20 protein-coding genes are annotated in these 22241 nt (G+C 39.8%); 7 read left to right on the top strand and 13 right to left on the bottom strand.

The window, feature by feature from the left end:
• Positions 1 to 4: 4 nt before the first annotated feature.
• The 6 genes from WG954_RS17560 to WG954_RS17535 all read right to left on the bottom strand — a co-directional run bounded on the left by WG954_RS17560 (position 5) and on the right by WG954_RS17535 (position 5839).
• A complete protein-coding gene (locus WG954_RS17560; protein ID WP_340438096.1) occupies positions 5 to 223 on the bottom strand; it encodes a hypothetical protein in 219 nt (72 codons plus the stop codon).
• A 22-nt stretch (positions 224 to 245) separates the two neighbouring features.
• Positions 246 to 911 carry a porin family protein gene (locus WG954_RS17555; RefSeq protein WP_340438095.1) on the bottom strand — a complete coding sequence of 222 codons (666 nt, stop codon included), beginning with the start codon at positions 909 to 911 and terminating at the stop codon, positions 246 to 248.
• A gap of 297 nt (positions 912 to 1208) precedes the next feature.
• Complete coding sequence (locus tag WG954_RS17550; RefSeq protein WP_340438094.1) at positions 1209 to 2237, bottom strand: alkane 1-monooxygenase; 1029 nt, start codon at positions 2235 to 2237, stop codon at positions 1209 to 1211.
• Between the two features lies 1 nt (position 2238).
• Complete coding sequence (locus tag WG954_RS17545; protein ID WP_340438091.1) at positions 2239 to 3477, bottom strand: radical SAM protein; 1239 nt, start codon at positions 3475 to 3477, stop codon at positions 2239 to 2241.
• A gap of 20 nt (positions 3478 to 3497) precedes the next feature.
• Positions 3498 to 5156 (bottom strand): hypothetical protein, encoded by a 1659-nt coding sequence (locus WG954_RS17540; protein ID WP_340438089.1) that lies wholly within the window; start codon positions 5154 to 5156, stop codon positions 3498 to 3500.
• 44 nt (positions 5157 to 5200) lie between these two features.
• On the bottom strand, positions 5201 to 5839 hold the full coding sequence (locus WG954_RS17535; protein WP_340438086.1) for a porin family protein: 639 nt from the start codon (positions 5837 to 5839) through the stop codon (positions 5201 to 5203).
• A gap of 343 nt (positions 5840 to 6182) precedes the next feature.
• On the opposite strand from WG954_RS17535, the gene WG954_RS17530 reads away from it, so the two are divergent.
• The 5 genes from WG954_RS17530 (at position 6183) to WG954_RS17510 (ending at position 10051) form a co-directional block, all read left to right on the top strand.
• Positions 6183 to 7175 (top strand): hypothetical protein, encoded by a 993-nt coding sequence (locus tag WG954_RS17530; RefSeq protein ID WP_340438085.1) that lies wholly within the window; start codon positions 6183 to 6185, stop codon positions 7173 to 7175.
• 32 nt (positions 7176 to 7207) lie between these two features.
• Positions 7208 to 8065, top strand: coding sequence for a hydroxymethylglutaryl-CoA lyase (locus tag WG954_RS17525; RefSeq protein ID WP_340438083.1), 858 nt, complete (start codon positions 7208 to 7210; stop codon positions 8063 to 8065).
• Positions 8065 to 9039 (top strand): GSCFA domain-containing protein, encoded by a 975-nt coding sequence (locus tag WG954_RS17520; RefSeq protein ID WP_340438081.1) that lies wholly within the window; start codon positions 8065 to 8067, stop codon positions 9037 to 9039. The genes WG954_RS17525 and WG954_RS17520 overlap by 1 nt, the downstream gene beginning before the upstream one ends.
• A gap of 119 nt (positions 9040 to 9158) precedes the next feature.
• Positions 9159 to 9470, top strand: coding sequence for a hypothetical protein (locus WG954_RS17515; RefSeq protein WP_340438080.1), 312 nt, complete (start codon positions 9159 to 9161; stop codon positions 9468 to 9470).
• A gap of 131 nt (positions 9471 to 9601) precedes the next feature.
• On the top strand, positions 9602 to 10051 hold the full coding sequence (locus tag WG954_RS17510) for a hypothetical protein (protein WP_340438078.1): 450 nt from the start codon (positions 9602 to 9604) through the stop codon (positions 10049 to 10051).
• A 323-nt stretch (positions 10052 to 10374) separates the two neighbouring features.
• Here WG954_RS17510 and WG954_RS17505 read toward each other — a convergent pair whose 3' ends face one another.
• The 4 genes from WG954_RS17505 to WG954_RS17490 all read right to left on the bottom strand — a co-directional run bounded on the left by WG954_RS17505 (position 10375) and on the right by WG954_RS17490 (position 16002).
• Entirely contained in the window at positions 10375 to 10974 is a 600-nt protein-coding gene (locus WG954_RS17505; RefSeq protein ID WP_340438077.1) for an HD domain-containing protein, read from the bottom strand.
• A gap of 81 nt (positions 10975 to 11055) precedes the next feature.
• Entirely contained in the window at positions 11056 to 12321 is a 1266-nt protein-coding gene (locus tag WG954_RS17500; RefSeq protein WP_340438076.1) for a hypothetical protein, read from the bottom strand.
• A gap of 30 nt (positions 12322 to 12351) precedes the next feature.
• The gene (gene gyrA / locus WG954_RS17495; protein WP_340438075.1) at positions 12352 to 14958 is read right to left on the bottom strand and encodes a DNA gyrase subunit A; all 2607 of its coding nucleotides are present in this window, start codon (positions 14956 to 14958) and stop codon (positions 12352 to 12354) included.
• 153 nt (positions 14959 to 15111) lie between these two features.
• Positions 15112 to 16002 carry a DUF6089 family protein gene (locus WG954_RS17490; protein WP_340438073.1) on the bottom strand — a complete coding sequence of 297 codons (891 nt, stop codon included), beginning with the start codon at positions 16000 to 16002 and terminating at the stop codon, positions 15112 to 15114.
• A gap of 151 nt (positions 16003 to 16153) precedes the next feature.
• Here WG954_RS17490 and WG954_RS17485 point away from each other — a divergent pair, with 151 nt between their 5' ends.
• Positions 16154 to 17209: a tryptophan 2,3-dioxygenase family protein gene (locus WG954_RS17485; protein WP_340438072.1), complete on the top strand. Its 1056-nt coding sequence runs from the start codon at positions 16154 to 16156 to the stop codon at positions 17207 to 17209.
• A gap of 252 nt (positions 17210 to 17461) precedes the next feature.
• Here WG954_RS17485 and WG954_RS17480 read toward each other — a convergent pair whose 3' ends face one another.
• Complete coding sequence (locus WG954_RS17480) at positions 17462 to 18820, bottom strand: alpha-amylase family glycosyl hydrolase (protein ID WP_340438071.1); 1359 nt, start codon at positions 18818 to 18820, stop codon at positions 17462 to 17464.
• Between the two features lie 118 nt (positions 18821 to 18938).
• Here WG954_RS17480 and WG954_RS17475 point away from each other — a divergent pair, with 118 nt between their 5' ends.
• Positions 18939 to 19556, top strand: a complete 618-nt coding sequence (locus WG954_RS17475) for a T9SS type A sorting domain-containing protein (RefSeq protein WP_340438070.1) — start codon at positions 18939 to 18941, stop codon at positions 19554 to 19556.
• Between the two features lie 3 nt (positions 19557 to 19559).
• Here WG954_RS17475 and WG954_RS17470 read toward each other — a convergent pair whose 3' ends face one another.
• Together WG954_RS17470 and glmM are read right to left on the bottom strand one after the other, a co-directional pair.
• A complete protein-coding gene (locus WG954_RS17470; protein WP_340438069.1) occupies positions 19560 to 20687 on the bottom strand; it encodes a cysteine desulfurase family protein in 1128 nt (375 codons plus the stop codon).
• Positions 20688 to 20782: 95 nt separating this feature from the next.
• Entirely contained in the window at positions 20783 to 22144 is a 1362-nt protein-coding gene (gene glmM / locus WG954_RS17465; RefSeq protein WP_340438067.1) for a phosphoglucosamine mutase, read from the bottom strand.
• Positions 22145 to 22241: the final 97 nt, after the last annotated feature.

Genomic DNA, 22241 nt, shown 5'->3' with positions numbered 1-22241 from the left:
TCGGTTAACAGAAAAATTCAAAGAGTACGGGAACAGTTATTTTGATCTGATCCGTTCGTTTCGAACGTTTCATGAATAGAACAAGGATCCAGTTCCAGAATCGATCGCTCAAACTCTGCTTTGGTGAAACCGGGGGAGTTGAGTCTTCTCCGGCCTCTTTGCGTTGTTCTTCTTCAAGGATGTATTTGTAATCGCCTTTGTTTGGATTGAAGTTGTGTTCCATGTAATAATACTTTGTTTTAATTTTATTTGCCAATCATCCAGCCAATCTTTAATGAATAGTAGTCAAAACGGTTGGAGTAATCCTTTGCATCTTCACCTGGAGTTAAGTTTAATAATCCCATGTTATAATTTGCAGAAACAAAGAATCCGTTTTTCATCATATAGCCAACTAAGACGTTTGCGCCAACATCAAAAGGGCGTAAATCATCTTCATCAGAATTGCCAAAATTTACCTTTCTGTTCTCCGGCGCCTCTCCGGTTACGTTTAATTTACTTCTTCCACTTATTGCGTATGATAATGTTGGACCAGCTCCCAAAAAGAAATTGCCCTTTTCGCCGTTCGTGTTGTAAAGAATAGGTAGCTGTAACTCGAGACAATTTAATCTGCCACTCCAGTTAATGGTAATAGTTTCACCACCTAGTGATTCATAACTATCTGTTTCCTTTGCACCTTTTTGCACAAAATTTAATCCAGGTGCAAATGAAAAGTTTTTGCCAACAGGCACTGCTGCTACAACTCCAATATTCAAACCTGTCATGGGATCGTATGATTCGGTTTTATTTTCTTCCTTGTCTTTTGAAACAGCATTCGAAACTGAGATGCCGGCATTGAAGCCGAATTTTACTTGTGAAGAAGCTTTGAACAAGCTGAATGACAATACTGCGGTAATGAATAGAATCTTTTTCATTGTTTTGGTTTTAGATTGTTATCAATGATTTGTCCATTCAAACCTACTCCAGGCCAAAAGCGATTCCTAATTGATTGATACGGTCGATCGTTTTCATTTGGGACGTATACCACAAACAGGGTACTTCATCTTCTTATTGACTTTGAAAAATGCTGACGATGATCTTGATAAAATACATTTCATGCAGGATATGCTTAAACTCATAAAGTGATTTGCATTTTTTGCAATCTTATTTCGGATTTTTTTTGTGTATTGAGGATTGTAAATGCTACCACATCTATTAAAACAACTTTCTGCTTAGTTCAGCAATTCCGCAGGTATACGCTTGTTCATTTCATTGAACCATAATTTGGGAATCAAGGCCATCAGCATCATGGTTGAGTAAGCGGCAGGTAGTTCCGGAGACTCCTCATGATGTACCAGCGTTTCATAACTGTGTGATGGATGAAGATGATGGTCAGCATGTTTATCTAGCTGAAAAAGATTGAAACCAGCTTTTGCATGTGTATTACCCCAAGCATGCTTTTCAGTAATACGTTCATACTTGTGATCGTCTTTTTTCTTGCGTAATAAACCGTAGTGCTGCAGGTAGTCGGCAAGATGTAGAATCACGATGGCAACACAACTTTGGAGGATGAACAATAATGCAGCCGAAACGCTAACTGTACTTACCAATAATGAGTAGAATAACGTTCTTATGAAAAGGTGCTGTAACATTTTATTCTGCCAATGCAAAAAATGTATATTCTTTTTCCTTAATCGTGCTTGTTCAATTTTCCATGCATTGATGAATGTTGCATAAATTGATCTTGGCAAAAACATATAAAACGATTCGTTCACTTTCGCCGTATGTGGGTCTGCGTCTGTACAGGCATATACATGATGTCCCTTTACATGCTCAGAGCCATAATGTAGATAATTGTTTTGCAGTAACAACAGCCAGGCCGCAACTTTTTCCGGCATCGTATGCTTGTGCACAAATTCATGTGCCAGGGTGAAGCCTAAAACTCCGTTGATAATACCAAGTGAAATGGCAATTCCTGCAAACTCAATTGATTTAAGCGAATCAGAATGCCAAAGAAAAAATAACGTTGAGAACAACAGCACAGGTACAAACAGGAGAGGGGTTATTCTGTAAAATAATTTATGGTCATATTGTTTAAAGTCATCTTCAATGTCCCTGTTATTTTTTTGAAAAAGACATATCATGGGATGAATAACAAAGCAAAGAACGACAATGCTAAAATTCCAGTATGTTCCCGCTGTCCAACCGGCAAACAAAGCAGCTGGTAAGATCATGTATCGGAAAAAAATAAAAGGATTCATATCAGTTCAATTGAAAAGTGACTTGAGAAAAAGTTTTGCAACCGGTTAATTTAAGTTGTTGCAACTGGTATTTCAGATCTGAGTGAAGAACTGAGAAAAGTTTTCGTTGGCAAAAAGGACAATTGTGGGCATCTCCATCCATATCAACATAGAGGTAATCGGCGCCGCCACCCGAGCATCCAATTTTTCGTCCATAATAGCCCGGGTATGCAATTATTGGATAGCTGTTGTATTCATTATTAAAATTAATTCGTTCGAAAAATTCGTTCAACACACTAAAGTGTTCATTATTCAACTCCACTGATTTTCCGGAATAGTGACCAACAGCTTTTGGCTCAAGTATTTGTATAAACGAAGCGCCACTTTCCTTTGCAAGTTTTGCATAAGCATACAAGTTATCACGACTTATGAAGTCTTTTGTTGCACAAAGTGAAAAACAAACAGTTAAACCTGCTTGCTTTGCAAGTGATGCGGCACTTATTGCTTTTGCAAATGCATTGTTTACACCTCTGAACCGATCATGATGTTCAGGAATATGATGATCTAGACTGATGGTAATTCCAGTGAGCCCTGCCGCATAAAGTTGTTTTGCTTTTTCATAAGTGAGACTATAGCCTGTGGTGTATATCCAGTAATTAATTCCCTTTGGCGACTGCTGTAACATAAACAGTAAATCAGCAAAACGATTAAGTGGTTCTCCGCCGGTTATTTGTATTTGTGAAACGCCTAGTTCATAGAAACGTTTAACGATTGTAATGAGATCATGTTTGGATAGTACTTCTGGCTTATTTAAATGTTCCCACTCATAGCAATGCTCACATTTAAAGCCACATTTTTTTGTGATGCCTAAAATAATAGTATGTAAAGTTGGCGACATAGGGTCGTCCATACGGGTGAGTTGTCGTTCAATATATCTGTTAAAGGTTGCAGAAGGCCATGCCGGTATATTGTAGCCTGCGTAAAACTTAAGCCCGTTTCGTACAAATTTTTGAAGAGTATACCCGTTGCGGTAATTGTTACGCAATGCTTTTAGCTGCTTTATTTTTTTGAATGCTAACCGGAGGTTTTGGTATTTTTTTATTGCTGTAATTAGTATTGTTAACCACATCAGGAAACGAACTACCTGCTGTGCTATTCCCGTTACAGTAATTCTTTTGACTGAAGCAGTTTTGCGGTACTTATCCGCAGCGTAGCCCACCTTAGGTGAAGTACGTACTGTTAAGTTGATATTGCCGTGCATAGCGATTGTTTCAAATGTGATTAATGTAATGATGCAAATGAATTGGCCGAATGTTGCTTTGCCTTTTTATACAATCGTAAACCATATGCAGGGAACGTTCCGTCTCTCTTGAATTGACGTAGAAATGCGAAATCGGGTTTGTTTTTAAAATCCCGTATATGTTCATAGTAGCCTTTGGCTTCAAGCACATAGCTACGCTCCATATTTTTCTTCGGCAGATTTGAGTTACGAAAGGAAATGGTAGTAACATTACCTATTTGAGGCTGCTCCAGGTAAATGTTATCTTCAGTTGCTATAGCGGTTCTGACATTTCTATTGAGTTCATCAATTGCAGACTCAGGACTCAACACTTCAACGGTCATCATATCATTCGATGAATAGTCAATGGCAGCATAATCTATTTCCCAAAACATAAAACCACTGCTAAGTTTTATTGCTACTTCCTCAGTAGTTGAATTTGTTAAATCAAGTTCAATTACAGATTCCCTGAATTCAAGTGGGCCAACTGTAGTGAGTGTATTCTGTTTTATCCAGCCACTTTCAGAACCAACACTGACTGTGAGTGGAATATTTTGCGCAGTCACCCACTTCTTTAATTCGCCGGCAGTTTTATTTTTTTGCTTTGCTACAAAACTGCTGTAGTAAGTGCCCATGTTCATGGCCAACTCCCCATATAATAGATCAAGGAAATAGGTGTTTTTCAATCGAAGCAGGAGCTTCGCCTGCTTTGTATGCAATGGCCTTTTAAAACGCAGCGTAATTTCATTGATAGCATCTTTACCGCTGCTGTCGTCCATGTAAAGTAATTTGTTGTCGCCTGATTTTGAAACATAGGATAATACATCCTTATGGTTAAGCGTAGCTTTAATTGGTTGATGAGGCTGTGCAATACTGTGGAGTTTACCCTTTTCGTCCACAACTACTTTTGTATTTTTTGGATGATCAATTATCCAAAGCTTTACGAGATCGGTGTATTGTTTTTCTTTCAATTCATTGCTGATTTTTACCTGTAATGTGCCGTCTTCTTTGTTTGCCATATTTAGCATCAGGTAGTCTTTACGACTGAGTTGTGGGTAAATGGCGCCACCATAAATTTCACCCTGCAGCGTAAAGTCATTTCCATTGTAAGCACTTACAAAGGGGCACGATGATTTCAAGGCAAGAATAAGTATAGATGTAACCAATGCTGCACCTGCTACTGTTGCAATTGTACCAATTACATAACTATTAGTGGTCCTTTTTTTATCGTGTTGTATTACTTCAATTTTTTGGATCTGTGAAAGATCTAATGTGTATGGTCCGGTTGCAACAGACGTTTTATCAGCACTATAAAAATGTATTTCATTAATGATTGCACTTTGAGTACTGATTGATGGCTTGTACCTTCTGTTAGAATTTTTTGGTTGTGTGAGATAAAAAAGATGGTCGGCTGGCAATGTATCCAATACACAGCTTGCAGATTTATTATCAGCATTAAGTTTTAGATCTTTTATATAAAAACTCCTTGTACCTGTTCTGAGAATAAAATGACGTTTCAGTTTTTGCAAACTGTCCAGGCTTGAATAAGTTGCAGTTTCTGATTCGTTCTTCAGCGTTATCACTTTGTAGTAATTACAAGCCGTAATAATGAGTATGCAAAGTGTAAGCAAACTCAATGATTGTGTAAGTTTCGATTTCATACAAAAGATTTTTAGGGAATAAAAAAATGTGCTGCTTAATACTGTTAGAAAACGTAGCCAAGGGAAAAACCAAGATTGCTGTTCTTTAAATTGGCATTGCCATTACCGCTGATATTGATTAGTCCATGCGTATAGTTTAGTTCTAAAGTAAATCCGATTGGGAATTGATACCCTGTAAGAAGATTAATGCCGAGGTCAAATGATTTAGCGGGACTGTACGCCGGACCATTATCATTAATAGTTATTGCCGGGGAAGGACCACCTCCTGCAAAGAACTGCCCTGCTTTTGTAGCTTTTCTATAGGTAACATTAAGTGGAAGTTCTACGTAAAACATGTTCAGTGAATAACTATACTCATAGTAATCGGGTGAGTTGGCAGGCTGGCTGCGTTTTTCTTTGGCGCCTTTTAATGTCAACACCATTTCAGGTATGAACAGGCCGTTCTCTCCAATCGGAACAAATAATCTTAGTCCACTAAACACTGAAGCTCTGCTGTTGTAAGAAAACGTTCCGCCGTATTCATCAGTAACAGAACCGCTGATGTTAGCTAATCCAAACCCGCCCTTAAGTCCAAAAGAAACTTTAGAGGGTGATTCTTGAGTAAAACCGGGTTGATAAACAGATAGACAAAGGATCAACAAAAAGAGATGTTTTACAGCATCACATAAAATTGATCGTTGCATGGTTGGTGGTTTTAAGTGTTGAATAATAAAAAAACCAATTGTGTAAAGTGTGCATTCAAAGGCTCTTAATTCAAGCTTAGTATTAATGGGGTTCTGAGATTAAAGTGCACTGATGAAGATGATAAGTTTCAGTTTAGAGAGTCAAACGTACTTTTTGCTACTTCTAAATGCTAATTGATTTGTGCTGCCGAATTCCCTGTAGTTGGGGTTATTACCGAAAAGTGGTAGAATGTAGTGATCATCCCTCTTGCGGTTTGCAAAAAATCTGATTACCTTACTATTAATAATTAATTTCTGCAAATCACGGATCGCTCAATTGCAGAAAAACCCAAAAACCAGAGATATGGACACGAATCACCCACAGGTACTGTTATTCCAGTACATCAAAACGTCATTGCCATCTCATATTTCATTGGTAGACCAGGTTGCTGATCTGCTCAATATCAGCAACGATAGTGCATACCGTCGTATTCGTGGGGAAAAAGAGGTTTCGCTATCTGAACTTAAAACGCTCAGCCATCATTTCAAAATATCAATTGACCAGGTTTTGCAATTGCAAAACGAATTAGTTGTTTTCCGAGCACCCGAAATAAATGAAGAAAAGCATTCATTTCAGGATTACCTTAAATCTATGCTTGAGTACATGAAGTACTTCAATACGTTTGCCAACAGGAAAATGCATTATTTCTGTAAAGACATTACGTTTTATCATTTTTATCTCTATCCTGAAATTGCGGCTTTCAAAACTTTTTTTTGGAGTAAGACAGTTAAGGATATGCCGGAGTATAAAGGCAAATTGTTTTCACTTGAAGAGTTCCCGTTACTTGATTGCTTTCATCTTGGGCAGGAAATTATCCGTGAGTATAATAAAATTCCGTCACTGGAATTATGGAATGCTGAGAGTATAAACAGTACACTGAGTCAATTGCGGTATTACAAGGAAGGAGGCTATTTTAAACATCCTGAAGATCTAAATATAGTAATCGATTCTTTCCAGAAATGTCTTGATCATATTGAGCTGGAAGTTGAAAAAGGAATCAAGTTTATGCCCGGCGATCCTGATATCGTATACCGGGCGCCACTTCAGTTTTATGTAAACGAAGTGATCATAGGCAGTAATACCATTCTCCTGGAGCTAAATGAGGAGAAACTTTCTTTTGTAACGTACAATGTGCTGAGTTATCTCATTACAAAAGATCCCCGCTTTAATGAAAAAGCATTCGCTAACTTCTTTACGCTGGTTAGTCGCTCTTCACAAATCAGTGCAACGGGAGAGAAAGACCGTAACCGTTTCTTTAATGCTATGCGGGAGAAGGTGAATGCATTAAAGGTTTAATACCATTCTCTTCGCTTAATTTTGTGCCAGCTATGGCGCAACAATCCATTAAACTAGTTGAATGTCCTCGTGATGCCATGCAGGGTTGGAAGACGTTCATACCTACTGAGCAGAAAATCAGGTATCTTAATGCGTTACTTGAAGTTGGTTTTGATACAATCGACTTTGGCAGTTTTGTTTCGCCGAAAGCCATCCCTCAAATGGCCGATACAAGCCAGGTAATACCTAAACTTAAATTAGCAGAGTCTAGATCGAAATTATTGGCAATCATTGCAAATGAACGTGGGGCAGAAGATGCAGTTTTGTTTGACGAGATCGGTTATCTTGGGTTTCCTTTTTCAGTTTCAGAAACATTTCAACAGCGGAATACCAATAGCTCGATCAATGAATCATTCAAAAGGGTAGAGGCTATCCAGGAACTTTGTATAAAAAACAAAAAGCAATTGGTTGTTTATCTGTCCATGGGTTTTGGTAATCCTTATGGTGATCCATGGACGGAAGAAATTGTTTTTGCCTATGCGGAACAGCTGGTTGAGTTGGGTATTGAAACAATTTCACTTGCTGATACGGTTGGCTTGGCCACTGCTGAACAAGTGAAACGAATGACCGGCTATCTTGTAAAGCAATTGCCTGAAACAGAAATTGGAGTGCATCTTCATTCAACAAGTCTTAACTGGCGAGAGAAATTAGCCGCTGCACATGAGGCAGGTTGTAAGCGATTTGATGGCGCTTTAAAAGGAATTGGTGGCTGCCCAATGGCCGACGACGAGCTGGTGGGCAATATGGATACAGAAAAGATGATCGGATATTTTGAAGAAACAAACAGCCTGCAACTGAACATACAGGCCTTGCAAAAGAGCCTGCTGATAGCGGGTGAAATATTTAACTAATGAACCTGATTGCGAATATTGATATTAAGCCACTACCGGCGCCAATTACACACCAACACTCGGTTTTATTGATTGGGAGCTGTTTTACCGAGCATATCGGAAATAATCTAAGTGACTTGAAATTCAAAGTATTACAAAATCCAAGTGGCATTCTGTTTGAACCAATAAGTGTATGCCGCAATCTTGTTTCTTATATACAGGATAAAGAATATACCGGCAACGATCTGTTTCATTTTAACGAGCTTTGGCAAAGCTGGAGCCACCATAGTCAATTTTCACAACCAGACCAGGACCAAGCCTTGAAGCGAATAAATCAATCTCAACACACGGCTCATCATTTTCTGAAAAAAGCTGATTGGCTTATAATAACCCTTGGATCATCGTTCGTTTACAAGTTGGTGGATAATGGCCGTTTTGTAGCCAATTGCCATAAAGCTCCGGGGCAATGGTTTGATAAATATCTGATCCCAATTGATGAACAGGTGGCTGAACTGGATAATACGATCCACCAATTGTTTCATTTTAACCCCAAGCTTAATATCATTTTCACCATCAGTCCCGTGAGACATCTTCGGGACGGCGTGGTTGAGAATAACCGCAGCAAAGCCCGTTTGCTGGAAACCGTTCATCACCTGGTGAATAAGTTCGACCGGTTGTTTTATTTCCCGGCTTATGAACTGGTGATTGATGTGTTGCGTGATTACCGTTTCTATGATATTGATCTGGCGCATCCTAATTATGCGGCCACACAGTTTGTAATGGAAAAATTTTCTGATTATGCCTTCACCGAGCCCACAAAGCAATTGATCAAAGATATCCGCCAGTTAGTTACTGCACGAAATCATAAACCGTTTCATCCCACATCACAACTTCACAAACAGTTCCTGCAAAAGCACTATGAACTGGCAAAACGCCTGCAGGAGCAAAATTCACATCTCGATTTAGCCGTTGATCTTGAATACTTTAGAATATAATGTTTCGTATAATTAATATTATGTTAATCAGCCCACGGAACACGCAAAAGAAAAGGCCTGCGCACTCGTGGGAACTACGGTCTGTCCTACTTATATTTAAAGGAAACTAAAACCGCTTTATGGAAGTTAAAAAGCCGAAGTACCCTATTGTATTAATCGCATATCGACCATTGAAAAACATGGACGCTGTTATTAAGCGTGAAATTATCCATGATGAAATTGAGGAAGAAAATTTCAGAGATAGATATTCGCATAATGCTAAAATAAAAACAGAGCAGCCAAAATCCGAAGACTACAGCCACCTATCGAAATGGGAAATGATTACAAAAAATACTCCTAAATGGGTTTATATAGCTATAGGAGTTGCAGGAGGACAACTCGTAATAATGTTATTAAAAAAGATATTCCCAGCCCTGCAAGGATATATATAAACGGAGGTTCTTTTTTTATCATTCAGCAAAGCTGTTTCTATAAATAGAAACGCTTTGCTTTTTACGTCAGCCATATCGGGAACTACAACTACTCTGCACTATATTTAAGGGAAACTAAAGCGTAACTCAACATGAAAATGGACATTGCTCAATTAGACACCATCCTGCTTTACTTGAAGAATAAACATGAATACACCAAGTTTAAGACCATCCAAGAAGATAATCCAGAAATAGATTGCGATGCCGTAATAATTAAACTTGAAAAGGACGGCTATATAAATGCTGCTTTAGACATCGAAACTAGAAAGAGATGGAAAAAAGATTCCCTTACAGGAGGAATATATGACGTAAAAGAGGAAGTTGTTGGCGAAGATAAAAGTTACCGTTTGTCTTTTGAAGGCTTCACCTTCCTTGACAAACCCCATTTTCCACTAAAAAACAAACCATATAAATACACGAAGGGAATCGAAATTATTAAGACAATATATGCTGTTGCTAAAACAATCATAGCAATCTTATACGCCCTTATTATTATCTCGCTCATGTATTTGGCTATTGAATGGAAATCATTAATGCCGTAAAATACACAAGCCCTTGCGGGCTATTCCCTTTCAGATTTTCTTTTCCGTGTTCTGCCATCCGAAACGTCTTTGCCTTTGATAAACTTACAAATCCGTTTCCACTGGGCCACCTGATTAGACATAATATTAAGTTATCAGATGTGTCGCAAAACCGCAAATTCCAACCCGCCGTGGGAAGCAAAACGTAGCTATACTCAATCCTTGCCTTTACGTTTTGCTTCCCACGGCGGGAAGTCATAAGCTGCATAAAAACAAAAAGTCACCCACTAAGGGCGACAATCTTATAACTAACTTTTATGTTAATCAGCCCACGGAACACGCATTTAATATGAGCTTCTCTGTCGCTCTATAATAAACGTTACAATACTGTCTAGATCAACATCTGCCCTGTTCAAAGCATCCATGATCTCATCCCGGTTCACATTTGCAGCAAAGCTTTTTTCTTTCAATCGTTTTTTGACTCCTTTCAATTCCATGCCGGTATAACCTTCGGGCCTCATTAAACTGTATGCATGAATCAACCCGCTTAATTCATCAAACGCATACAGCATTTTGTCCATTTTTGTTTCGGGCTCAACACCAAAATGATTTGGTCCGTGACTCGCAACTGCCCGGATGATCTCCGGATCAATACTCCTTGCTTCCAGTTCTTCAATGATCTTTTTGCAATGCTCATCGGGCCATTGATCCCAATCCGCATCGTGTAACAAGCCGGCCATTTCCCAGCGCCATTGGTCAGCTTCTGATAAACCTTCTTTTTCCTGCGCCCAGCATTTCATGAGATGTCCAACCTGTTTCATGTGAAGTTGCAGGCGTTCATTTTTAACCCAGTCTGACAACAATACAAATGCTTCTTCCCGATCTAAAACATTGCCTTTGTTTCTCGGATCACCAAAGCTTGTGCGGTTCAATTTCAATGACATAGCATATTATTTCTGTTTATTAAATGTAATAAAAAAAGGCTGTCGCAAAACGACAGCCTTTAAGTTAAGAAAACACCTTGCTTATTGATTTAACGCCTGGTATTTTGCATCAAATTCTTTCTCTTTATCCTTGTTGCCGAGGAAACGATGAGCTTCAGTTAAAAGGTATAGAGTTGATTTGTATTCATTCTTTGTACGCTTGTCTTTTAACTGATCTGCAGTCATTGCCGTGTAAATGTTCAATGAATTATCAAGATGAGGAAGCGCTTCTTTCATACGATCTTCCATTTGCTTTTTCATCTCAGTTTTCTTTTGGGTATCAGCCGGAGTTGTTCCTTTGATCTTTTTCATTTCATCCTGCATGAAAGCAGCTTCATTGAAATAAGTTTTACCAAGGAGCAAATGAGCATCTGGCAGTTTGGGATCAAGTTCAATACAGTTCTTCAGAGTTGCAAGAATTTTACCAAAGTATTCGGGCTTTTGGTCTGCTGTTGCTTTTGAATCCATATACAGCCAGTTGAAGATCTCGGCTGCATAATCGTAACGCACCTCATAATCTTTTGGTTCGCCTGCAATAATGGTTTCATACTTTTTGAAGATATCCTGGGCACTTGCTCCGCTTTTACGCATTTTATCTAGCTCCAGACGATCGTAGTACATATCCTTTGGATAAAGCTTGCGCCCTGCTTCAGCATATTTTTTAGCTGCTTCAGCATCTTTCTTTTGATCGTAGTAATAAGTGAGATAACGGTACACCACATCATAACCTTCGCCGCCAATGTTGGCATCAGCTATTTTCTGAAAGAAAGAAACTACCTCTTCTTTATTTTCTAACTGCATTGCAGCTGCACCTGCATAGTAATACAAGATGGTATCAACTTCACTGAGTGCCCATTTATTTTTAAAGATGAAGCGACCAACTTTGTCGGCCTTTTTATAGCCATCCAAAGCTCCCTGGTAGTTACCACTATTGTAATGCTGATTAGCTTCCTTCTGCAGTTCCAGGTAATTTTCAAATACCGGGTACTGGCGGGTCATCATATATACTTCTGCCTGTTTTTGATCAAGCTCCATTGCTTTTTGATATGCATCGAACGATTGCATCCACGCATCAGGAACTGATGCTTTCAGAGTGGCATCTTTGGCGATCTGGCCATAAATTAATCCTTTGTAATACCAGGCTTCCCAGTTCTTTTGTTCTTTTTCATTCGCTAAAGCAAGATCAACTGCCTCTTTTGCTTTTGGCCAATCCTTTTTATCGTAGGCATTGCGGATCTTCTTTACATCCTGTGCAGAAAGACCCAGGCAAAACAGTACAGCAACCGCTGAGAAAAGAAATTTTTTCATCTCTTTATTTTTTGTGTTTATTGTTTTTTACTAATTGTCAGATGATTCAGGTGTTTCGTCGGTTGTTGTGTTCGTATCCAAGTTGTCAGATATGATGTTATCAGAATTATCAGATGCTTCCGGCAGTATTTCAGTTGCATCTACTACTTCTTCCTCTTCATCCAATCGGGTAATTGCTGCAATTTCATCACCATCATCAACCCGTATCAGTTTAACACCCTGTGTAGCACGTCCCTGTTCACTGATCTGGTTCACTTTCATTCGAATGGTGATGCCGCTCTTACAACTGATCATCAGATCTTCTTTCTCAGTTACTTCAAGCATACCAACCAACGGACCTGTTTTATCAGTAACATTAATTGTTTTTACACCTTTACCGCCTCTGTTGGTCATGCGGTATTCATCAACCGGTGTACGCTTGCCATATCCTTTTTCACTAACTACCAATACCGTTCTACTGGTATCATCCCTGTTTACACAAATCATACCAACCACTTCATCATTCTCATCATCCACTTCAATACCTGCTACACCAATCGCACCACGACCTGTTGGTCTTACTTTTTCTTCAGGGAAACGAATTGCACGACCACTCTTCACTGCCATCATGATCTCGCTGCTTCCATCGGTCATCTTCGCTTCAAGTAACTCATCACCTTCTACGATTGTGATGGCATTAACACCGGTTGCACGGCGTCTGCTAAAGTCTTCCAAAAGCGTCTTCTTGATAATGCCTTTTCTTGTACACAATACAATGTAATGATTCTTCACAAATTCTTCATCTTCGATATTGGCTACATCAATAATTGCTCTCACCTTATCATCAGGCGGCAATTGCATCAGGTTCTGAATTGCACGGCCCTTGCTTGTTTTATCGCCTTCAGGAATTTCATAACTCTTCAGCCAGTATACCCTTCCTTTTTCAGTAAAGAATAAAAGCGTGTGGTGAGTAGATGCAACAAAGAGATGTTCTACATAATCTTCTTCCCTTGTTTTACTACCCATGGCTCCCCTGCCACCTCTGCGTTGCTGACGGTATTCGTTAGCCGAAGTACGTTTGATATAACCATGATGTGAAATAGTGATCACCACATCTTCTTCTTTAATGAGGTCTTCAATACGCACTTCATTATCCAAGTAAGTGATCTCTGTTTTACGTTCGTCGCCAAACTTATCTTTTATTTCGAGTAACTCTGTTTTGATGAGTTCGAAACGCATGGTTTCGTTTGATAAGAGTTCGTTCAAATGATTGATCAGTTTCATTAACTCATCATATTCATTCTTGATCTTATCACGCTCCATGCCTGTTAAACGCTGGAGACGTAATTCAAGAATTGCTTTTGCTTGAATTTCATCCAAACCCCAGCCTGCATTGATCAGATTCTCTTTTGCAACATCAGGTGTTGCAGAACTGCGGATGAGTGCAATTACTTCATCAAGATGATCGAGTGCAATAAGATAACCTAATAAGATATGTGCTCTCTCCTGCGCCTTACGTAATTCAAATTTCGTACGACGCACAACAACCTCATGACGGAATTCAACAAACTCAGAAATAAGTTCTTTGAGATTAAGTGTTTTTGGCCGGCCTTTTACAATAGCAACATTGTTGATACCGTAAGATGTTTGGAGTTCGGTGAACTTGAACAGTTGATTAACGATCACGTTTGCAACAGCATCACGCTTCAAGTCAACAACAATACGTGTACCTTCTTTCTGGTTACTTTCATTGTTCACATGAACAATACCTTCGATCACTTTATTATTCACCAACTGACCGATCTTATCTGTTAATGCATCACGGTTTACCTGGTAAGGTACTTCTGTAATAATGATCTGTTCTCTTCCACTTGTTTTTGTTTCAATGGTTAGTTTACCACGCAACACAACACGTCCACGTCCAAAATGTGCACCGGCTTTAATGCCTTCCATTCCGTAAATAGTGCCTGCCGTTGGAAAGTCAGGAGCCTTTACATGCGTCATCAATTCATCAATGGTGATATCACGGTTATCAATAAACGCAATACAACCATCAATTACTTCACTGAGGTTATGCGGCATCATGTTAGTAGCCATACCAACAGCAATACCACTTGAACCATTCACCAATAATTGGGGAATACGTGTGGGAAGAACCGAAGGTTCTCTTTCTGAATCATCGAAGTTATTTTGAAAATCGACTGTTTCCTTGTCGATATCTCCCAGCATACTTTCAGTAAGACGTTCCATTCTTACCTCGGTATAACGCATGGCTGCAGGACCATCACCATCCTGGTTACCAAAGTTACCCTGTCCATCAACCAATGTATAACGCATGCTCCATTCCTGCGCCATACGTACCATAGCATCGTAAACAGATCCATCGCCATGAGGGTGATACTTACCCAGCACCTCACCCACCACTCTTGCACTTTTCTTGTAGGCCTTGTTGTATTGTAAACCCAATTCGTTCATGGCATATAAAATGCGGCGATGAACGGGTTTTAATCCATCTCTTACATCGGGCAACGCACGGCCAACGATCACTGACATCGAATAATCGATGTAAGCAGTTTTCATTTGCTCTTCGATATTTACGGGTATGATACGACCATTCCTATCCTGCCCGTTTTCCATTGTATTTTCTGTTTGATCCATAGCTTAAAATGTCGCTTAAATTGAAGCGGCCAAAGATACCGAAAAGCATACGGAACCCGACAGAAAAACAGCCTTTATTTTCACTGTTTTTCAACAATTTATTGCTGTTTGTGGATAAGAAAACCGGGGTGGTTTTTTAGCTGAGAAATCGGTTTAAAAAACGTTGGTAGGACAGCCCAAACTTGAGCGTCGTTTACCACCACTACGTCCACCACTTGAACGGCCTCCCGAACGGTCTCCGCCAGTAATTCGATAGGTGAAGGTCAAACCAAGAAAGTAGTAATTATCTTTAAATTCGGAACCGCCCCTTTTTTCGAGATCAACCGGGTATGGATCGATTGAATGACCAGGAACTTCTGGAGTACGAAAGGCCATTTCTACCGCTTTTGGTCCACGTGAAGCAAGCAACACGGCCTGATCAACATAAGAGCGACTGACATCATCCATATAATCTGTAAATGTTTTGCGATAGCCAAATTCTGCACCCACATCGATCCTGTCCGTAAGCACCATGCGAACACCCACACCTAAAGGAACTGTGAACTGAACTAAGCTATAAGGCTGACGATCGGGATAACCTGCTAACCCCTGTCCTTCCGTTGAAAGTGGTTTCAGGAAAACCTTATTGCCTGCCTGATCGTAAGCGTAAGGATTGTAATGGAAAGCTGCCAGTGCACCAAATACATAGGGTGAGAAAACTCTGTCGGTCATGCCAAGAAAATGATATTCAGCACCGGCATGTAATTCTATAATATTTGTTGCAAAGCTGAGGTTGCGTAAAACATTGGCTGGATTCTTTTGAAAACGGTCTTCCGCCCTAACTTCTGCAAAATGAAGCCCGCCACGCAACATCACATACGGGTTGATATCATAACTGGCCCAAAGTCCCACACTATAGCGTGCCTGTTGAAAAGTAATTGGTCTTGATTGAAGGTCGCCGTTATAATTGGCCATTCCTCCAAAGAGATTTAAACGGATGTCTTGCGCAGTAAGTGCAGTAAAGGTTACAACAGTGAGAAAGGTTAAGATCAGTTTCTTTTGCATATAAGTATTTGTTTCGCAAAAATAAAGCCAGTCTTACACGGGGTAGGTTATTTAATAAAACGGATAAAAGAATGAATTCGTATGGCAAAGTAACTGCAGCTTGGTATAAGTTCATGAAATTTCTTTAACCTTGCCGCCTTAACGAAAGCATATGAAACCTGATAATGGACAATACTATCCCTCTTATTTACAGCTTGAAAAAATTCTCGACAGTCAGCATCCTTTAAGTTTTGCTGAAGGACAGCAACCTGCTCATGATGAAATGTTGTTCATCATTATTCACCAGGCTTATGAATTATGGTTCAAACAGATTTTATTCGAGCTGGATTTTGTAAAAAAAGTATTCAGCAAAGAAAAAGTAGATGATAATAGTGAGGACCTGAATCTTTGTCGTCATCGTCTGCAACGTGTGACACGTATTCTTGGTTTGTTGAATCAACAAGTGACGATACTTGATACCATGACGCCGATGGATTTTCTCGAGTTCCGTAACCTGCTTACACCTGCTTCCGGTTTTCAAAGCAAACAGTTTCGTTTAATTGAAGCCACCCTTGGGTTAAAGATGGAAAAACGTCACCAGCACGATTATTATAAACGAACCAACGAAGGTGGTTTTGCACAGAATGATTTTAATGAGATCAATTCTGTTGAAACATCTTCTACCATTCTTCAATTGGTGAATCAATGGTTAGAGCGTATGCCCTTCTTTGATGAAAAATTCTGGAAAGGTTATGCTGCTTTATATCCATCAACACAACTGCATCCATTCTGGAGCGATTACCGCTCGATCTATCAAAACAGTTTAACAGAAAGAGAGCAACATAAGCTGGCTAATTTTGATACACAGTTTATACAGGAAAAACAAGCTGATGGTTCTTTCAGTGATGCAGCGATGAGAAGTGCATTGTTCATTATGTTGTACAGAGATTTTCCTGTGTTTCAAACTTCATTTCAAATACTGGATACGTTGATTGAAATTGATCATTGGCTGGCAGGCTGGCGACATAAACATTATGTAATGGTGCGCCGTATGATCGGTATGCGTGTGGGAACGGGTAATACAAGTGGCGCCGGATATTTAGAAGGTGCTGTGCAACAACATTACATCTTTAAAGACCTTGCTGCACTTTCAACTTATTTGATTGAACGCCGAAAATTACCAAAGCTGCCGGATGAATTGATAAAGGCGTTGGGATTTCTTAGCTAGGAGTTTGAAAAAGGGAAAAGAGATAAATGAGATGGTGTCCTTCTAAGCACTCCATCTCTTTTTTAATTGAATATTGAAATAAGGATCAATGTGACTATTATCACGAGCGATAAATAACCAATCCAAAAACTTCTGTTACTGTTTTTCTGGTTAAATTGATCCTTATAGTTTCCTTGAAAGCCGGAGAATGTCCAATAAATAAATCCTCCAACGATCATCGGGATCAGGTATGCAATTGGTTTGTCAGACATCTTAATAACTATAAACTAAATAACCCCAAGGTGCCATTGGAAAATTTTGTCCATCAGTTAAATGCTCATGTTTGTTGGCAAATACATTCTGCGTTTCCCCTGCAATTGCTCCCGTTAATGTAACTGTCTGCGGTTTGTTGGAGAGATTCAATATCACCAATATCTTCTTTCCACTCTTTTCTCTTGTATAAGCAAACACGGCATCATCATTAGAAGAAGTAAGTTTCGTGTAAGCGGCATCAACTGCTAATGCAGGTGTGCTTTTGCGTAACGCCAATAAAGTTTTATAAAAAGGAGCACGTTGGTATTTACCAAACGAAATAGTGTCTTTATAGAAAAACGAAATGGAATCAAGGAATGGTTCTTCCTGTCCGCTATAAATCAACGGCAATGTATTTTTCCATGTTTGTGATAACACAGCAAATGGTGCATGCACTTCGCCGGGCATTGTTTCATAGTCTGCTTTGTTCCAACTGTTCTCATCATGATTGCTGGTAAAATACATTTTGATATAATTGGGAGAATAAGATTCATCCAAATGACGAATGACTGTATCAAGCACTTTTGCACTTGCTTCACCTTTCGCTACTTTTTTCATCTTGGCAAAACCATCCCAACCATAGCTTGCGTGAAAACCTGCATCGTGTAACCATGCCACATCGCCTTCGGCCAGCATAAAAATATCAGGCTTCACCGTTTTTAATTCAGCAATGCATTTCTGCCAAAAGCTACGTGGCACTTCCATTGCCACATCGCAACGGAACCCATCGATCTTTGTTTCCGTTAACCAAAATTTCATCGCATAGATCATACTGTCGTGTAACACCGGGTTCCAGAAATTGAGATCACGTGTGTCGCTCCAATCGAAAGCAAAAGCAAATGTGCCATCATCTTTCTTTACAAAAAAATCAGGATTGCTTTGCATCCACCTGTTATCGGCGCCGGTATGATTGGCCACCCAGTCAGTAATTACTTTAAAGCCGAGTTCGTGGGCTTTATTCACGAGGCTTTTCCAATCTTCCATTGTACCAAACTCAGGATTCACTGCCGTGTAATCAGCAACTGCATAATAACTTCCCAACACCCCTTTACGGTCAACTTTGCTGATGGGAGTAATAGGCATGAACCATAGTATCTCCGCTCCCATTTCTTTTAAACGTGGCAGGGATGCTTCAAAGGCTTTAAATGTTCCTTCAGGGCTGTATTGCCTTACGTTTACCTCATAAATATTAGATTGTAAAACATATTCCGGTATTTCCGATGCAGCAACCGGTATGGTTTTCTTTTCTTCATTTGTGGTGCAGGAGTTTGCAAAAAGCAATATTGCAGGTACTGCAAGCAATAATTGGCGCAAGGTCATAATCATTTTTTTAGAGAGGAAATTTAAACAATTTTGTTTACCGCATGGCAACTGTTCTTTAATAATATCCGTTTCTTCTGGAAACAGGTTGTATTATCTTCTAACTAAACCTTCGGTCATGAAACAGTTACTTGTTATTTTCATCATGTTTGGTTTGTTCTCCTCTGCAAAAGCAGCACAGTTTAATATAAACATAAGCGGCTTTAGTTATTCGCCTGCAACTCTTACTGTCAATGTTGGTGATGTGGTGATCATCCAGGCAAGCGGTGAACATCCCTTAATTCAGGTTAGCCAGGCAAACTGGAATGCGAATAATGCTGTTCAAGACGGTTTCGGTTCATCGTCTGATTTTACATTAAACATCACGTCAGGGATGGCCGGTACAACTATTTACTACGGATGCAGTGCGCATTTTGGTTCAGGCATGAAGGGACAAATTACTGTGAATGTTATTTCAGGAATTTCAGAGAATCGCACAAGGGCTTTCAACTTCACTGTTTATCCTAACCCCGTTACGGCAGATTCATGGATGAATGTAAGTGTAAAATCAGCAGGCAAAATTTCAATAACAGTTTATGATCTCAACGGACGTTTGATCAGTAATATTATTGATCAACAGGTAAAAGCCGGAGAGTTCACCATCCCTTTTCCTGTAAATGAAATACAGAAAGGAACTTACATAGTTCAAATGCGCACAGCAAGAGAGCGATTGGAAAAACAGATATTGATCCGGTAAACTTTAAATCAACGTTTTTAATTTCTCCACCACCACATCTACTTCTTCTTTTGTATTGAATTTGCTAAATGAGAAGCGAACAGGTATTTGATTGGGATTACTGTTGATTGCACGGATCACATGCGAGCCTTGTTGTGCACCGCTTGTGCATGCACTACCACCCGATGCACAAATACCATCCATATCAAGATTCATCAACAGCATTTCAGATTTCTCTGATTTTGGGAAGCTTACATTCAACACAGTATAGTTGCTTCTTCCCATCGGGTCGCCGTTAAAGCTTACACCTTTCAGATTTTTCTTCAGTTGCTCGATCATGTAATACTTGATGCTTTGAATATGTGCACTCTCCTCTTCCAGTTTGTCTGTCGCTATCTGCAATGCTTTTGCGAAGCCTACAATGCCATACACATTTTCGGTTCCGGCACGCATGTTACGTTCCTGTCCGCCACCATGAATATATGGTTTGATGTGAACGTTTTCGTTGATGTATAATAAACCAGCGCCTTTTGGTCCATGAAATTTATGTGCAGATCCGCTGATGAAATGCACAGGTGTGCTGCGAAGATCGAACGGGAAGTGACCGATGGTTTGCACAGTATCGGAATGAAAGATGGCGTTATACATTTTACATAAATTACCCACAGCGTGCAGATCGGTAATGTTGCCGATCTCGTTATTTGCATGCATGAGTGTAACCAATGTTTTTTCTTCGGTTGATGCAAGCAACTGCTCGAGGTGTTCAAGATCAATATGGCCGTTGGGCAATACGTTTACATAACTCACTTTTGCTTCATCACGGTTATCGAGGTATTCAACAGTGTGTAATGTTGCATGATGTTCAATTGGCGATGTTATGATATGCCTGCATCCAAGATCACGAACAGAAGCGGTGATTGCCGTATTCGAACTTTCGGTACCACCACTTGTAAAGAAAATTTCAGCAGGGTGTGCATTCAGGATCTTTGCAACCGATTTGCGTGAATTTTCAATGGCCAGTCTTGTTTCTCGTCCGTAAGAATAGATAGAAGAAGGGTTGCCAAATCCGTTTTGCAGGAAAGGCAACATAGCATCTAATACCTGAGGATCGATGGCAGTTGTGGCGGCGTTGTCGAAATAAATACGGGTCATGCTTTAGGGAAATGAGGCTGCAAAGATAATGAGTTAAAGCTTGTAAAACTGAGCGGGTGAGTCACCTGCTGTATTCAAGGGTAGCTCTTCGTATCTTACATCAAACTTTTAATCGTATTCATTACATCATTTGCCAAAGCATCTGCTTTCTCCGTTGTTGATGCTTCAGAATAAACACGGATGATCGGTTCAGTATTGCTGCTGCGCAAATGCACCCAGCTTTTGTCAAACTCGATCTTTACACCATCAACTGTATTTACAGGTTGCGCTGCATACTGATCTTTCACTTTCGCCAGCAATGCCTTCACATCAGTTTCTTTTGGCAGATCGATCTTTTGCTTGCTCATGAAATAATCAGGATAAGTTTTACGTAACGCTGCTGTTGTTTTTCCGCTTTGGGCAAGATGTGTTAAGAACAAGGCAATACCAATCAGTGCATCTCGTCCGTAATGCAACTGCGGATCAATGATGCCACCATTCCCTTCACCACCAATCACTGCATTTACTTCCTTCATCATTTTCACCACATTCACCTCGCCTACTGCACTGGCAAAATATTCACCACCATGTTTCTCTGTTACATCTTTCAATGCACGAGTGGATGAAAGATTAGAAACAGTATTACCTTTTTGTTTTGATAAGATGTAATCTGCAACAGCAACCAATGTATATTCTTCGCCAAACAAAGTTCCATCATCACTTACAAAACATAAACGATCAACATCAGGATCAACTGCAATTCCAAGATCGGCTTTTTGTTTTACCACTTCCGTGCAAAGGTCAACGAGGTTTTCCGCAAGAGGTTCGGGGTTGTGTGCAAAATTGCCGTGCATCTCTGCATGAAGAACAGTATAGTTTGTTACACCCAATGCTTCGAGCAATGCAGGAACTGCAACTGCCCCTGAACTGTTGATGGCATCAATCACCACCCTGAAATTTTTCTCGGCAATGATTTTTTTATCAACTAACGGATGAACAAGGATAGCGTCAATATGTGTTTGCAATAAAGTATCGTCAGCTGAGTAAGTGCCGAGTTCATCAACGCCAGCAAAATCAAATGCTTCTTTGTCGGCGATCTCTAACATTTGCAAACCAAGTTCAGCACTGATGAATTCACCTTTTTCATTCAGCAGTTTTAATGCATTCCATTGTTTTGGGTTATGCGATGCCGTGAGAATAATACCTCCATCTGCTCCTTCGAACGTCACTGCCATTTCAACGGTTGGTGTTGTGCTCATACCAAGATCAATTACATGCAGCCCCATACCGGTTAAAGTATTCACTACAAGGCTGCGCACCATTTCACCACTCATGCGGCCATCACGACCAACAATTACTTTTTTGCCTTTTCCTAATATGGTTGCATATGCTGCTGTAAATTTTACAATATCAACAGGAGTAAGATTATCGCCGGGTGCACCACCAATGGTACCACGTATGCCGGAGATCGATTTCATTAAAGCCATGATTGATTTTAGATTTTAGATTTGCGATTGCAGATTTGCTGCGAAGGTAATGGATGTTCTTTGTTTGGGATGTGTTGGTGCAACCGTA

The sequence above is a fragment of the Lacibacter sp. H375 genome (genome assembly GCF_037892425.1).
Lineage (GTDB): Bacteria > Bacteroidota > Bacteroidia > Chitinophagales > Chitinophagaceae > Lacibacter.
Note: the sequence above shows the minus strand (reverse complement) of the source record. Positions and strands in the feature narration are given on the sequence as shown.

Excerpts from the sequence above, each read along its gene's own strand:
- WG954_RS17560 (WP_340438096.1), bottom strand. The coding sequence starts at position 223 with ATGGAACACAACTTCAATCCAAACAAAGGCGATTACAAATACATCCTT.
- WG954_RS17545 (WP_340438091.1), bottom strand. The coding sequence starts at position 3,477 with ATGCACGGCAATATCAACTTAACAGTACGTACTTCACCTAAGGTGGGC.
- WG954_RS17540 (WP_340438089.1), bottom strand. The coding sequence starts at position 5,156 with ATGAAATCGAAACTTACACAATCATTGAGTTTGCTTACACTTTGCATA.
- WG954_RS17490 (WP_340438073.1), bottom strand. The coding sequence starts at position 16,002 with ATGCAAAAGAAACTGATCTTAACCTTTCTCACTGTTGTAACCTTTACT.
- WG954_RS17510 (WP_340438078.1), top strand. The coding sequence starts at position 9,602 with ATGAAAATGGACATTGCTCAATTAGACACCATCCTGCTTTACTTGAAG.
- WG954_RS17485 (WP_340438072.1), top strand. The coding sequence starts at position 16,154 with ATGAAACCTGATAATGGACAATACTATCCCTCTTATTTACAGCTTGAA.
- WG954_RS17475 (WP_340438070.1), top strand. The coding sequence starts at position 18,939 with ATGAAACAGTTACTTGTTATTTTCATCATGTTTGGTTTGTTCTCCTCT.
- glmM (WP_340438067.1), bottom strand. The coding sequence starts at position 22,144 with ATGAAATCGATCTCCGGCATACGTGGTACCATTGGTGGTGCACCCGGC.
- WG954_RS17535 (WP_340438086.1), bottom strand. The coding sequence starts at position 5,839 with ATGCAACGATCAATTTTATGTGATGCTGTAAAACATCTCTTTTTGTTG.
- WG954_RS17555 (WP_340438095.1), bottom strand. The coding sequence starts at position 911 with ATGAAAAAGATTCTATTCATTACCGCAGTATTGTCATTCAGCTTGTTC.
- gyrA (WP_340438075.1), bottom strand. The coding sequence starts at position 14,958 with ATGGATCAAACAGAAAATACAATGGAAAACGGGCAGGATAGGAATGGT.
- WG954_RS17505 (WP_340438077.1), bottom strand. The coding sequence starts at position 10,974 with ATGTCATTGAAATTGAACCGCACAAGCTTTGGTGATCCGAGAAACAAA.
- WG954_RS17520 (WP_340438081.1), top strand. The coding sequence starts at position 8,065 with ATGAACCTGATTGCGAATATTGATATTAAGCCACTACCGGCGCCAATT.
- WG954_RS17480 (WP_340438071.1), bottom strand. The coding sequence starts at position 18,820 with ATGACCTTGCGCCAATTATTGCTTGCAGTACCTGCAATATTGCTTTTT.
- WG954_RS17525 (WP_340438083.1), top strand. The coding sequence starts at position 7,208 with ATGGCGCAACAATCCATTAAACTAGTTGAATGTCCTCGTGATGCCATG.
- WG954_RS17530 (WP_340438085.1), top strand. The coding sequence starts at position 6,183 with ATGGACACGAATCACCCACAGGTACTGTTATTCCAGTACATCAAAACG.
- WG954_RS17550 (WP_340438094.1), bottom strand. The coding sequence starts at position 2,237 with ATGAATCCTTTTATTTTTTTCCGATACATGATCTTACCAGCTGCTTTG.
- WG954_RS17470 (WP_340438069.1), bottom strand. The coding sequence starts at position 20,687 with ATGACCCGTATTTATTTCGACAACGCCGCCACAACTGCCATCGATCCT.
- WG954_RS17500 (WP_340438076.1), bottom strand. The coding sequence starts at position 12,321 with ATGAAAAAATTTCTTTTCTCAGCGGTTGCTGTACTGTTTTGCCTGGGT.
- WG954_RS17515 (WP_340438080.1), top strand. The coding sequence starts at position 9,159 with ATGGAAGTTAAAAAGCCGAAGTACCCTATTGTATTAATCGCATATCGA.